Source organism: Pseudomonas sp. NPDC007930 (genome assembly GCF_042958985.1).
Classification (GTDB): domain Bacteria; phylum Pseudomonadota; class Gammaproteobacteria; order Pseudomonadales; family Pseudomonadaceae; genus Aquipseudomonas.
This window is the reverse complement of the sequence record NZ_JBIBKC010000005.1, coordinates 277,087-288,302: the sequence shown is the minus strand read 5'-3', so window position 1 is coordinate 288,302 and position 11,216 is coordinate 277,087. Positions and strand designations below refer to the sequence as shown.

Annotated in this window: 13 protein-coding genes and 1 riboswitch; of the genes, 5 read left to right on the top strand and 8 right to left on the bottom strand. The window is 67.6% G+C overall.

The window, feature by feature from the left end; translation table 11 throughout:
- Positions 1–4 precede the first annotated feature (4 nt).
- Both ACFZCE_RS13925 and ACFZCE_RS13920 read left to right on the top strand, forming a co-directional pair.
- Positions 5–427, top strand: a complete 423-nt coding sequence (locus tag ACFZCE_RS13925; RefSeq protein ID WP_390939844.1) for a hypothetical protein — start codon at positions 5–7, stop codon at positions 425–427.
- A gap of 121 nt (positions 428–548) precedes the next feature.
- Positions 549–1,478: a glycosyltransferase gene (locus ACFZCE_RS13920; protein WP_390939843.1), complete on the top strand. Its 930-nt coding sequence runs from the start codon at positions 549–551 to the stop codon at positions 1,476–1,478.
- Here ACFZCE_RS13920 and ACFZCE_RS13915 read toward each other — a convergent pair.
- Together ACFZCE_RS13915 and ttcA are read right to left on the bottom strand one after the other, a co-directional pair.
- The gene (locus tag ACFZCE_RS13915; protein WP_390939840.1) at positions 1,468–1,761 is read right to left on the bottom strand and encodes a helix-hairpin-helix domain-containing protein; all 294 of its coding nucleotides are present in this window, start codon (positions 1,759–1,761) and stop codon (positions 1,468–1,470) included. The genes ACFZCE_RS13920 and ACFZCE_RS13915 overlap by 11 nt on opposite strands.
- Positions 1,762–1,872: 111 nt before the next feature.
- Complete coding sequence (ttcA, locus tag ACFZCE_RS13910; RefSeq protein WP_390939838.1) at positions 1,873–2,697, bottom strand: tRNA 2-thiocytidine(32) synthetase TtcA; 825 nt, start codon at positions 2,695–2,697, stop codon at positions 1,873–1,875.
- 194 nt (positions 2,698–2,891) lie between these two features.
- Here ttcA and ACFZCE_RS13905 point away from each other — a divergent pair, with 194 nt between their 5' ends.
- Positions 2,892–3,383 (top strand): SprT family zinc-dependent metalloprotease, encoded by a 492-nt coding sequence (locus ACFZCE_RS13905; protein ID WP_390939836.1) that lies wholly within the window; start codon positions 2,892–2,894, stop codon positions 3,381–3,383.
- Here the strand turns inward: ACFZCE_RS13905 and ACFZCE_RS13900 are convergent.
- The 6 genes from ACFZCE_RS13900 to ACFZCE_RS13875 all read right to left on the bottom strand — a co-directional run bounded on the left by ACFZCE_RS13900 (position 3,358) and on the right by ACFZCE_RS13875 (position 9,945).
- Complete coding sequence (locus ACFZCE_RS13900) at positions 3,358–4,362, bottom strand: ABC transporter substrate-binding protein (protein ID WP_390939834.1); 1,005 nt, start codon at positions 4,360–4,362, stop codon at positions 3,358–3,360. The genes ACFZCE_RS13905 and ACFZCE_RS13900 overlap by 26 nt on opposite strands.
- Complete coding sequence (locus ACFZCE_RS13895; protein WP_390939832.1) at positions 4,359–6,473, bottom strand: TonB-dependent siderophore receptor; 2,115 nt, start codon at positions 6,471–6,473, stop codon at positions 4,359–4,361. The genes ACFZCE_RS13900 and ACFZCE_RS13895 overlap by 4 nt, the downstream gene beginning before the upstream one ends.
- A gap of 19 nt (positions 6,474–6,492) precedes the next feature.
- Entirely contained in the window at positions 6,493–7,254 is a 762-nt protein-coding gene (locus ACFZCE_RS13890) for an ATP-binding cassette domain-containing protein (protein ID WP_390939830.1), read from the bottom strand.
- Positions 7,251–8,249, bottom strand: coding sequence for an iron chelate uptake ABC transporter family permease subunit (locus tag ACFZCE_RS13885; RefSeq protein ID WP_390939828.1), 999 nt, complete (start codon positions 8,247–8,249; stop codon positions 7,251–7,253). Before ACFZCE_RS13885 ends, ACFZCE_RS13890 begins: the two co-directional genes overlap by 4 nt.
- A gap of 99 nt (positions 8,250–8,348) precedes the next feature.
- Positions 8,349–9,101, bottom strand: coding sequence for an SRPBCC family protein (locus tag ACFZCE_RS13880; protein ID WP_390939827.1), 753 nt, complete (start codon positions 9,099–9,101; stop codon positions 8,349–8,351).
- A gap of 70 nt (positions 9,102–9,171) precedes the next feature.
- Positions 9,172–9,945, bottom strand: coding sequence for an ATP-binding cassette domain-containing protein (locus ACFZCE_RS13875; RefSeq protein WP_390939985.1), 774 nt, complete (start codon positions 9,943–9,945; stop codon positions 9,172–9,174).
- Positions 9,946–10,073: 128 nt separating this feature from the next.
- A riboswitch (cobalamin riboswitch) is annotated at positions 10,074–10,133 on the top strand.
- Between the two features lie 52 nt (positions 10,134–10,185).
- Here ACFZCE_RS13875 and ACFZCE_RS13870 point away from each other — a divergent pair.
- Both ACFZCE_RS13870 and ACFZCE_RS13865 read left to right on the top strand, forming a co-directional pair.
- Entirely contained in the window at positions 10,186–10,407 is a 222-nt protein-coding gene (locus tag ACFZCE_RS13870; protein WP_390939825.1) for a CbtB-domain containing protein, read from the top strand.
- Between the two features lie 12 nt (positions 10,408–10,419).
- The gene (locus ACFZCE_RS13865; RefSeq protein WP_390939823.1) at positions 10,420–11,190 is read left to right on the top strand and encodes a CbtA family protein; all 771 of its coding nucleotides are present in this window, start codon (positions 10,420–10,422) and stop codon (positions 11,188–11,190) included.
- Positions 11,191–11,216: the final 26 nt, after the last annotated feature.

The following is an 11,216-nucleotide window of genomic DNA, read 5'->3' as shown; positions in this document are numbered from 1 at the left end:
CCCCATGGTCGAACACGATTTCCGCTACAGCTTGCTCACCCCCCACCACACCCTGATCGAGTGCCGCGCCATCACGCCCGGCCGTTATCAGCTCACCGGCAATGGCGGCGCGATTCGCCCCGGCGATGTACTGCTGGTCACCCTCAAAGGTAGCCGCGAGCTGTTCATGCGCCTGACCGTCGACAAGGCCCGCCACCTGATCAACCCGATCGGCCAATGGACCGCCGTGGCCAGCGGCCCGGCCTTCAAGGAACTGGCGATCCACACCTGGGGCGTGGATTGCGACGCCTGTGGCAAGCACCTGGACTTCGAATTCGCGGTAGACGCCGCCCTCGGCGACAGCGCCAAGGCCAGCGCCGCCGAAGCGCGCATCGCCGAGCTTGGCTGGCGCGGCGACGCCGGCAAGCACCTCTGCCCGGCTTGCTGAACCGGCAAAATGTGCAGCTAATGTGTCAAAACCGCAGGCATTTGTAGCAAACCCAACGGCTACAACCGTACATGCCTGCGTGTGACCATGGGCGCCTTGAACGCTTATTCATGGCCGCCCGATGCACACCCCCACCCCACCGCTGGTCACCGTTATCATCGCCTGCTACAACCACGCCGCCTACGTGGAGCAGAGCATTCGCAGCGTGTATGCGCAAACCTACCCGCACATCGAATTGCTGGTCATCGACGACGGCTCGCGTGACAGCAGCCCCGAGGTACTCGAGGCGCTGCAAGCGGAGCTGGGCTTCGACCTGCGCCTGCAAACCAACCGCGGGCTGTCGATCACCCTCAACGAAGCCATTGCCCGCAGCCGTGGCAGCCTGATCGTGCCGTTTGGCTCGGACGATGTGATGCTGGCGGAACGCATCGCCACCCAGGTGGAGTACCTGGAGTACCACCCCGAAACCGGCATTTGCGCGGCCAACGCCGAAACCATCGACCAGCGCAGCCAGGTGATGCCCGCGCGGGACCAGCGCCAGCGCAACCTGCCGTTTCGCCGGTTGAACTTCGACGATGCCTTTATGGACCGCAAGCCAGGCGGCAACGCCGCAACGCTGATGCTGCGCCGCGGCGCGCTGGATTTCGTGGGTGGCTACGACCCGAAGATCGCCCTGGAAGATGTGTACATCACCCTGGCCATCGCCCACGCCGGGTACTTCATCGACGTGCTCGGCGTGGTCCTGGCGCAGTACCGTGACCACCCGGCGAACACCTTCAAGAATGGCCGCTTCATGGTCAACAACGTGCTGAAAACCTACGCACGCTTCAAAGACCACCCCGGCTATGAACAGGTGTGCCTGAACTACCGCAACTCGATGCTGCTCAAGTATGCCAACCGCGACAAGGTGTTGGCCCGGGAGCTGTTGCGGGCCATCCCGCTCAAGGGCTGGAATGGCAAAACGCTGCGGGCGCTAGGGCGCTTGTGGTTTGCCCGTAGCAAAACCGCCCGGCCCAAGCGGCCGGGCGGTACCCGGCCGCTTACGGATTGACCGCCAGGCGCTCGCGGTTGCGCTCCAGCAAGGCCTTGCCGATGCCGTTGACCTCCAGCAGTTCGTCTACCGAGGTAAAGGCGCCATGGGCTTCGCGGTGGGCAATGATCGCCTCGGCCTTGGCCTGGCCGATGCCGGCCAAGGCCTGGCGCAGGGTGTCGGCGTCGGCGGTGTTGAGGTTGACGGCCACCACCGGGGGCGTGGCGGCAGTATTGGCGGTGGCCGCCAGCGGGGAAATGGCCAGCGCGAGGGCGAACATCGAGGACAACAACGTGGTACGCATGGGAATGCTCCTTGGCAAATGAATGGGGCCCGTCCTGGGCCGCCCGGTAACCCTAGCGCACCCTGGAAACGCTGCCAGGGTGCAGGTGTAAGCAAGGGTTACAGCGCCACGCTAGAGGTTCATCAACTCCACAAAGCGCGGCGCGGCGCTGGTGTCGATGCGCAAGTCGTTGAAGTTGAACAGGTCGCGGTCGGCCAACTGCGACGGCACCACGTTCTGCAGGCCGCGGAAGATGCTCTCGGTGCGCCCGGGGTGCTTGCGCTCCCACTCCACCAGCATGTCTTTGACCACCTGGCGCTGCAGGTTCTCTTGCGAGCCGCAGAGGTTGCACGGGATGATCGGGAATTCTTTCATGTCCGAGTAGGCCTGGATGTCTTTCTCGGCGCAGTAGGCCAGCGGGCGGATCACCACATTGCGGCCGTCGTCGGCCAGCAGCTTGGGCGGCATGGCCTTCAGCGAGCCGTTGAAGAACATGTTCAGGAAGAACGTTTCGACGATGTCGTCGCGGTGGTGGCCGAGGGCCATTTTGGTTGCGCCGATCTGGTCGGCGTAGGTGTACAGCGTGCCCCGGCGCAGGCGCGAGCACAGCGAGCAGGTGGTCTTGCCTTCCGGGATCAGCTCCTTGACCACCGAGTAGGTGTCTTTCTCGATGATGTGGTAAGCAACACCCAGCGCCTCGAGGTAGGCCGGCAGCACGTGCTCGGGAAAGCCCGGCTGCTTTTGGTCCATGTTCACCGCGACGATTTCGAAGCGGATCGGCGCCACTTTCTGCAGGTGCAGCAGCACGTCGAGCATCGTGTAGCTGTCTTTGCCGCCCGACAGGCACACCATGACCTTGTCGCCGTCCTCGATCATGTTGAAGTCAGCGACGGCTTCGCCGGCCTGGCGGCGCAGGCGCTTCTGCAGTTTGTTCTGGTTGACCGAAAGGGTGCCCATGGCGTTGATTGAATCCGCATATGAAAACGTGAAGGCGCGCATTCTACCCGTAACCGCCAAAGGGCGCAGCAGGGCCGCGCCAGCGGGGACAAGCGGTGGGTATTGCCCGGTAAAAACGGCCCGGCACGAGACAAGCGGCTCGGCAAGGCGGCGGGCTTGGGCGCATAATTCGGCTCTCTGGAGCGAAGTGAACCATGTCAGATAGCCTTTTCGCACGGGTCGAAAGCTGCTTCGTGCAAGCCGAGACCTTTTTCAAGCGCCCCTTTGCCCGCCCGCACGTGAGCCTCAAGTTGCGTGGGCAAAAGGCCGGCGTTGCCCATTTGCACGAGAACAAACTGCGCTTCAACCCCCAGTTGTTGCAGGAAAACACCGAAGACTTCCTGCGCCAGACGGTACCTCACGAAGTGGCCCACCTGGTGGCGCACCAGTTGTTCGGCGACCGCATCGCGCCCCATGGCGAGGAGTGGCAGTTGATCATGCGCGGGGTCTATGAACTACCGCCGAACCGCTGCCACAGCTACGCCGTGCAGCGCCGCCAGGTCACCCGCTACATCTACCGCTGCCCCTGCACCAGCGAATTCCCCTTCAGCCCGCAGCGCCACAGCCTGGTGCGCCAGGGCCGCCGCTACCTGTGCCGGCGCTGCCGGCAAACCCTGGTGTTCAGCGGCGAAACCCGGCTGGAGTGAGCAGGCTTTCGGCCTGCTCGGCAGTCAGCGGGTAATCGAAAAACCGTTGATAGAAGCCTTGCGCCAGCGCGGCCATGTTCTGCCCGGCGAACCGCGCCGGGTGCAACTGCTGCGCCGCCCAGGGCACTTGCAGGCCCACCTCGGTGCCGTAACGCTCCCATGGGAACACCCCTTCGGGGTTGCGCAGCAGCTTGCCGGCCTGCCCGGCGCCGGTGAGCTTGAGCCAGGCGAACCCAGGCTTGCCCAGCGCGTTGCTGGCCTGCGCGGCGACGATGATCACGTCCGGGTTCCACGCCAGCACCTGCTCGGCGCTGACCGCCTGCAGGTTGCCGTGCAGCCCTTCGGCGGCGTTGCGCCCGCCGGCCAGTTGAATCCACTGCTCGACCAAGGTGCCATCACCGTCGGCCTTGAGCGGCTCGAGAGAGGCCAGGTGCAGCACCCGTGGCCGTTGCGCCGGGGTCAGGGGGCCGAGGCGTTGCCGCACCTCGCCCAAGGTTTGCGCCAGCCAGGCGTTGTACGCCTCGGCCCGCGCCAAGGCCGGGCCATCGCCGAGGGCATGGGCAGTGGCCAGCAATGAGCGCTGCAGGCCGGCGAAGTCGTCGAAGCCCATGTGCATCACGGCGATGCCGGCCTGTTGCAGCGCGGGCCCCTGGCGGTCGTTGCCGCTGAGAAAGGCCAGGTCTACCCGTTGGGCCAGCAGTTGCTCGACGTTGAAGGTTCGCCCCTCGACCTGCAGCGCCTGGCGCTGGGCAGGTTGCACGCGGAACATCCACGGGTGGTCGTGGGCGTGGTTGACGGTGGCGACGATCCGCCCGCCGGCGCCGAGGGTGAGCAGCAGCACCTGGTGGGCGTACCAGCCCTCGGCGATGCGCTGCGCCGGCGCCGGCAGCTCCACGGCCTGGCCGAGGTCATCGGTGACCTGCAGCGCCTGCGCCCACAGCGGCCAGGCCAGCAGCGCCAGCAGGGCGTGGCGCTTCACAGGTCGACCTGCACGCTGGCCTGGAGCATCCGTGGCGCGCCCAGTTGGGCGCTGGCGTTGCCCACGCCGCTGTAGCCGTTGAGGGCGCCGGGCACGATGTTGGTCCAGTAATGGGCATTGCCCAGGTTGGTCACCTGCAGCCGGTAGACCGTGTGCCGCTGTAGCACCCGGGTGGTGAAGCTGCCGCCCAGGTCGAGGGTGTTGTAGCTCGCCACCCAGTGGTCATTCTGGTTGTCGGTGGGGCGCTTGCCCACGTAGTGCAGGTTGGCGTTCAGCGCCACCCCTGGCAGCGCTGGCAGTTGATACACCGCCAGCAGGTTGCCGGCGTATTTGGGCAGGCCAACCACCTGGGTGCCGTCCTTGCTCGGGTCGTGGCTGAACAACAGGGGTTGCAGCCAGGTCAGGCCGCCGTACAGGTGCAGGTTGGCCGTGGCCTGGCCATCGACCATCCACTCCACCCCGCGGTTGCGCTGCTCGCCGCCCACGGCATAGACGTTATCGCTCTGGGTGTAGGCATAGGGGCGCTTGATCTGGAACAGCGCCAGCGCCAGGTTGGCGCCGCCCAGGGCGTACTTGGCGCCCACCTCCCACTGCCGGCTGCGGTAGGGCGCCAGCACCGTATTGGCATTGGCGCTGCCGGCGCTGGCGGTGTCGCCCTGCTGCAGGCTGTCGGCGTAGGTGAGGTACAGGGTGGCATCGTCGATGGGCTTGTAGATCAGGCTTTCGCCCTGGCTCCAGCCGCTGGCGCTGGCGCCAGGCTTGCGCGCGCCCGTGCTGGCCCAGTTCGAGGCGGCCAGGTGGCTTTGGCTGGCGCTGAGCATCAGGCTCCACTGCGGGCTGAACGCCAGGGTGTCGGCCAGTACCAGCGAGCGCTGGGTGGCCGTGGCCGAATGGTAGCGGTCAGTGAAGTCTGGGTAGGCCGGTTCGGCAAACCCCGCCGGGGCGCTCAGGTTGCCCTCGCCCACAGTCACCGCGGCGCCGGCCACCGGGTTGTAGTTTTTCCAGTCAAAGCCAGTCAACCCCAGGCCCAGGTCATGGCCGATGAAGCCGGTGTCGGCATGGCCGCTGAGGTTCAGCAGGTAGCTGTCGATCGTGAAACGGCTGGCGGTGCTGGTCGAGGCGGTGGTGGTGTAGGCGCCCTGGGCGTTGCTCAGGGTATTGGTCAGCGCGGTGCTTTCGCGGTCGGCGATCTGCCGCAGCAGGCCCAGGTCGAGCTTCCAGTTGCCGTCAAAGTCGTGCTTCCAGTGCGCGCTGGCGGTATCAGTGGTGTCGTTGTTGCCGGCGTAATCCTGGCCCAGGTGGTTGCGGGTAGGGTCCAGCGCGTGGGGGAAGGCTTGGCCGCTGGCCAGGGCGAAGTTGCCGGGCAGGCCTTTGCCCAAATAGTTGTAATGGCTGAAGTGGGTTTCCAGTACGTCCTGCTCGCTCAAGCGCGCATCCAGCGCCAGGCTCACCAGTTGCCGGCGCAGGGTGCTGCCGGGGGCGTAGCCGTGGCCTTGCTCATCGAGCAGGTTAAGGCGGTATTTCAAGCGCCCGGCGGGGTCGAAGGGGCCGGACAGGTCGGCGGCTTTCTGCCACGCCAGGCCGGTGCCAAGGCCAAAGGTGAGCCGGTTGCGGGTGAAGTCGGTGGGCCGTTTGCTCACCAGGTTGAAGGTCCCGGCTGGGTTGGCCGGGCCGTACAGCGAGCCGGCCAGGCCGTTGAGCACCTCGACGCGGTCGAACTGCTCGGCGGGGTACTCGGTGGTGGAGACCACGTTAAGGCCATCGAGGCGGCTGTTCTGCACCACGCTGCCCTGCATGCCGCGGCTTTGCGGGCGGGCACCATCGCCCTGCACCGAGGGCAGGTAGCGGTAGGCGTCCTTGATGCTCTTCAACTGCTGGCCTTCGAGCAGGCCGTGGCCGACCACATTGACGCTGTAGGGGGTGTCGAGCACCTTGCGCGAGCCCAGCGGGCCAACGCTGGCGCGGCGGTTGCGCGCCTTGTCGTGGGCGGCTTCGGCGGCGCTCGGGGCGCTGGCGGTGGTGGTCAGCGGGGCCAGCAGCACGGTGCTGCCATCGGCCTGCGCCAGCGGCGCGGCAATCGCCAGCGCGAGCAGGCTGTGGCGCCAGGGCATGGTGTTCACAGGGGTAACCTCAAGGGGCGAAAAAACGGTAAGGGGGGTGGTCCAGCTGGCGCAGCGGCACGCCGTACAACTGCCGCACCCGCGCGGCATCGAGCACCTCGGCGGGGGCGCCATCGGCCACCAGCCGGCCCTGGTGCAAGGCCAGGGCGCGGCTGGCACAGGCCAGCGCCTGTTCCGGGGCATGGCTGGCGGCCAGCACCGTGTAGCCCTCCCCGGCCAGTTCCCGCAGGTGTTCGAGCAAGCGCCATTGCTGGCCGTAATCCAGGTGGCTGGCCGGCTCGTCGAGCAGCAGGATCGGCGCGGCCTGGGCCAACGCCCGGGCCAGCCGCACGCGCTGGCGCTCGCCACCGGAAAGCTGGGTGTACGGCCGCTCGGCCAGGTGGGCCACGGCCATCCGCGTTAGGGCCTGCTCAACCTGTTCGCGGTCTTCGCCGCTGGGCCGGCGCCAGGGCCCGGCGCTGGGCAAGCGGCCAAGGGTGACCCACTCACGCACGCTGAACGGGAAAGCCGGCACGTGGGCCTGGGGCACCCAGGCCAACTGCCGGGCGATGGCGCGCCGGCCCAGGCTGGCCAGCGGCTGGCCATTGAGCACGAGCTGCCCGGCGTGGGCCGGCAGCAACCCGGCGAGCACCCGCAGCAAGGTGCTTTTACCGGCGCCATTGGCGCCCAGCAGCACGGCGAACTCGCCCGCGCCTAGTGCGAGGTCCACGCCGCTGAACACCACTCGCCCGGCCACCTCGGCGGCCAGCCCACGTGCCACCAGGCGGCTCATGCCCAGCCCCGGCGCAAGCGCGGCAGCAGCAGCACAAACACCAGCGCCCCGGCCAGCTCGGTGACGATGCCCAGCGGAATCTCGCCCGGGCCCAGGCTGCGCGCCAGGTCATCGGCGAGCAGCACAAAGCCAGCGCCGAGCAGCGCGCACAGCGGCAGCAAGCGGCCGTGGGCCGGGCCCCACCACAGCCGCGCCAGGTGCGGCACCAGCAGGCCGACCCAACCGACCATGCCGGCGAGGGTCACGGTGAGCGCGCTGGTGGCAGTGGCCAGGACGATCACCAGTAGGCGCAACGGCCGCACCGCCAGGCCGAGGCTGGCGGCTTCGTCGTCATCCAGGCTGAGGGCATCGAGTAGCCGGCCCATGGCGCACAGCGCCAGGGTCGCGGCCAGCAGCATCGGCCCGACCCAGCGCAACAGGTGGGTGTCGACGCTGGCCAGGCTGCCCAGCAGCCAGTACACGATCGACGGCAATTGCTCCTGAGGGTCCGCCAGGTACTTGAGCAACGACAGCGCACCGTTGAACAACGCCGCGCTGAGCAGGCCGGCGAGCAGCAGCACCAGCATCGAACCGCGCTCGGCCCAGTGCGCGATAGCCAGCGCCAGGCCCACCGCCAGCCAGCCGCCGAGGGTGGCCAGCAGCGCCACCACCGCCGGCGCCGCGCCCAGCAGCACGCCGGCCGCCGCGCCGCAGGCGCAACCGGCCAACACCCCGAGCAAACCCGGCGACACCAGCGGGTTACGAAACACCCCTTGGTAGGCGGCGCCGGCCACCGCCAGCCCGGCGCCCACCAACAGCGCCGCCAGCACCCGCGGTAAACGCGTGCCCCACAGTACCTGGCGGGTCAGCGCGTCGGCCTGGCCAGCCAGCGCCGCCAGCACCTGCGCCGCGCTCAGCGGGTAGCGCCCCAGCAGCAGCGACAGGCCCACCAGCCCGGCCAGGCCAAGCCCCGCGAGCCACGGCGTGGCGCGCGCAAAGTGCTGAAATAGACGCATCGAAAAGCCCCGAGGTATTCGCTATATAAAAAATCACATAGCGAGCCCCAGGGCTAAATGAAACTCCCTGAATGAGACAATCGGCCGCAGCCGGCGGGTTTAGCCGCCAGGCTGCTCAGGGTTGGCCGGGTGCACGAACAAAAAGTCGTTGGCCTCAGCGTCCTGGGCGTTCACCTCGCCGGTTTCCAGCTGCTGCTTGACCCGCTGCAGGAGGGTGAGCAAGGCGCCGTCGGCAAACTGGCTGAGGCGCCCGGCAAACAGCTGGCCGGCCTTGCCGGGGAACGGGTCGGCGCTGAGCAGCACCCTGACCTGGGTGCCGCGGCCGTGCCGTGGCGTGCTCAGGCTGGCCTGCACGTGCACCGCCCAGCGGCTGCCAGCCGGGGTGCGCCAGTGCAAGGTGTCGCCGTCGGCAACCTGCTCCAGCAACCAGTGCAGCGTGCGCCCGGCCGGGCCGCGAATCGCCCAGCGGTAGTGGCCGCCGGCAACTTCCTCGATGGTATCGACCCAAGGCAGCAGCTCGCCGACATTGGCCGGGTGTTGCAAGAACGCCAGCACCTGCTCCGGCGCGGCGTTCACAGTCAGGCTGCGCACCGCCACGGCGCTGGCCAGGGCGGCATCCACCGGGGCCTCGGCGGGGCACAGGCGGGCCTTGAGCGGGCAGCGGCCGCGGTAGGCGTTCCAGCCAGCCCAGGCGCCCGCGGCCAGCTGCAGCAGCCCGCCCGCCCCGCCACGGCGCACGCCATCGGCGGCCAACGCGGCGCCGGCGGCCAGGTACAGGCTGCGCTCGGTACTGTTGAGGTTATGCGGGCCGCTGCCGGTGCAGCGGTTGGCCAGGCGGGGGTGGTCGGTCATGGCGCGGTCCTCGAAGCGATGGCATGTGAGGATCAGAACCGCGCCGGCGGGGGAAATTCCGCCGCTGAGCTCAGGCGTGCCAGCAGCGGTACCAGCCGCCCTCTTCGCTGATGCGCAGCGGGGTGTGGTACAGCTTCGACAGGTTTTCGCTGGTAATCACCTCGGCCTTGGGGCCATCGGCGACGATCTTGCCGCGATCAAGCAGCACCACCCGATCAATTTCCGGGATGATCTCATCAATGTGGTGGGTGGTGATGATCATCCCCCGGCCCTGGCCGCAAAACTTGCGCATCAACGCCAGCATGCCGAGGCTGGCGCCCATGTCGAGGCCGTTGGCCGGCTCGTCGAGAATCAACGCCCGCGGCCCGTGCACCAAGGCCCGCGCCAGCAACAGGCGGCGCTTTTGCCCGGTCGACAAGCGCTGGAACATACGCCCTTCATACTCGGCCATTTCCACCGTGGCGAGCATGGCGCGGGCCTGGGCAATCTGCTCGGCGCTCGGCTGCAGGTGGCCGTGGGCGCCGATGGCACCAAAAAAGCCCGAGGTGACCACCTCCAGGGCGGTGGTGAAGGGGGTGTAGTCTTCTTGCAGGTCTTGCGAGACAAACCCGAGCTTGGCGCGCAGGGCCCAGAGGTTCACGGTTTCGTCGCCAAACAGCTTGAGGTAGCTGTTGTCGCGCACCACCGGGTAGATCTCCCGGGTCACCAGCTTGAGCAGGGTGCTTTTGCCGGCGCCGTTGGGGCCGAGAATGGCCACCCGCTCATGCTCGCCGATGGTCAGGGAAAAGTGCTCGAACACCTGGTGTTGTTGCTGAAAGGCAGAAACGTTGTTGAATTCGATCATGGGGTTAGCGGCGCTCAACGGCAGGTCGAAGGTAAACCGTAGCGTAACATTCACTTACCAAGGTGAACTTGAAACTTGCTGCTTCTGGCGCTAACCGGCCAAGCCCATTATCCTTGGCCCTCGACGCAGGAAGCCGGTGCAAGCCCGGCGCGGTCGCGCCACTGTAATCGTCACCACGAGAGCCAGACCCTGTTTCGTTCCACTTCGCCTTTGCCGGGACGCGTATTCCCAGGAGCTTCTATGACCACCCGCACCTCCAGTGCCCCCCTCAGCGATGACCTGTCGCTGCCCACCCTGCCGCTGGGGCAAATTCTGCCCTGGGCCGTTTTTGCCGGCCTGCTGCTGATGCTGGCGCTGTACTTCGTCGGTGCCGAGCAAGGCGCCACGGCAATGTTCTCCGGTACCGCGGTGCATGAGTTCGTGCACGATGGCCGCCACTTGCTGGGCTTTCCCTGCCACTGACCGGAGCTTCACATGACTGGTAATTTGCTGCTACGCGGCCTGATCGCAGGTTTGCTGGCCGGCCTGCTGGCGTTCGCCGTGGCGAAAGTGTTCGGCGAGCCCCAGGTGGATCGCGCCATCGCCTTCGAAGAAAGCGCCGGCCACAGCCATAGCCATGGCGACCCCAGCGCCGCCGAAGAAGAAGAGCCCGAGGTGTTCAGCCGCCAGGTGCAGGGCGGCGTTGGCCTGTTCACCGGGGTGATGGTCTACAGCCTGTCGATGGGCGGGCTGTTCGCCCTGGTGTTTGCCTACGCCATGGGCCGCCTCGGCGCGTTCAAGCTCAGCCCGCGCGGGCTGGCGGCGCTGTTGGCGCTGTTGGCGATCATCGCGGTGTACCTGGTACCGGCCCTGAAGTACCCGGCCAACCCGCCGGCGGTGGGCAGCCCGGAAACCATTGCCCAACGCACCCGGTTGTTCTTCCTGATGGTGCTGGTGTCGGTGGCGGCGATGGTGCTGGCGGTGAATGCCGCGCGCAGCCTGCTGCCACGCCTGGGCGGCTGGAACGCCACACTGCTGGCGGCGCTGCTGTACGCGCTGATCATGGCGGTGGCTGGCGCGGCGTTCCCGGCGGTGAACGAGGTGCCCGAGCACTTCAGCGCCACCCTGCTGTGGCAGTTCCGCACCGTGGCGCTGGGCATCCAGTTGGCGCTGTGGGGCGGCGTGGGCATCGCCTTCGGCTGGCTGGCCGAGCGCTACCTGCTCGGCGCTCCCGCCGTGCGCCCTGACGCGCGGCTGCGCGGTTAGCCCCAGGCAGGTATCATCGGCGGCTT

Excerpts from the sequence above, each read along its gene's own strand:
- ACFZCE_RS13925 (WP_390939844.1), top strand. The coding sequence starts at position 5 with ATGGTCGAACACGATTTCCGCTACAGCTTGCTCACCCCCCACCACACC.
- ACFZCE_RS13920 (WP_390939843.1), top strand. The coding sequence starts at position 549 with ATGCACACCCCCACCCCACCGCTGGTCACCGTTATCATCGCCTGCTAC.
- ACFZCE_RS13915 (WP_390939840.1), bottom strand. The coding sequence starts at position 1,761 with ATGCGTACCACGTTGTTGTCCTCGATGTTCGCCCTCGCGCTGGCCATT.
- ttcA (WP_390939838.1), bottom strand. The coding sequence starts at position 2,697 with ATGGGCACCCTTTCGGTCAACCAGAACAAACTGCAGAAGCGCCTGCGC.
- ACFZCE_RS13905 (WP_390939836.1), top strand. The coding sequence starts at position 2,892 with ATGTCAGATAGCCTTTTCGCACGGGTCGAAAGCTGCTTCGTGCAAGCC.
- ACFZCE_RS13895 (WP_390939832.1), bottom strand. The coding sequence starts at position 6,473 with ATGCCCTGGCGCCACAGCCTGCTCGCGCTGGCGATTGCCGCGCCGCTG.
- ACFZCE_RS13890 (WP_390939830.1), bottom strand. The coding sequence starts at position 7,254 with ATGAGCCGCCTGGTGGCACGTGGGCTGGCCGCCGAGGTGGCCGGGCGA.
- ACFZCE_RS13885 (WP_390939828.1), bottom strand. The coding sequence starts at position 8,249 with ATGCGTCTATTTCAGCACTTTGCGCGCGCCACGCCGTGGCTCGCGGGG.
- ACFZCE_RS13880 (WP_390939827.1), bottom strand. The coding sequence starts at position 9,101 with ATGACCGACCACCCCCGCCTGGCCAACCGCTGCACCGGCAGCGGCCCG.
- ACFZCE_RS13875 (WP_390939985.1), bottom strand. The coding sequence starts at position 9,945 with ATGATCGAATTCAACAACGTTTCTGCCTTTCAGCAACAACACCAGGTG.
- ACFZCE_RS13870 (WP_390939825.1), top strand. The coding sequence starts at position 10,186 with ATGACCACCCGCACCTCCAGTGCCCCCCTCAGCGATGACCTGTCGCTG.
- ACFZCE_RS13865 (WP_390939823.1), top strand. The coding sequence starts at position 10,420 with ATGACTGGTAATTTGCTGCTACGCGGCCTGATCGCAGGTTTGCTGGCC.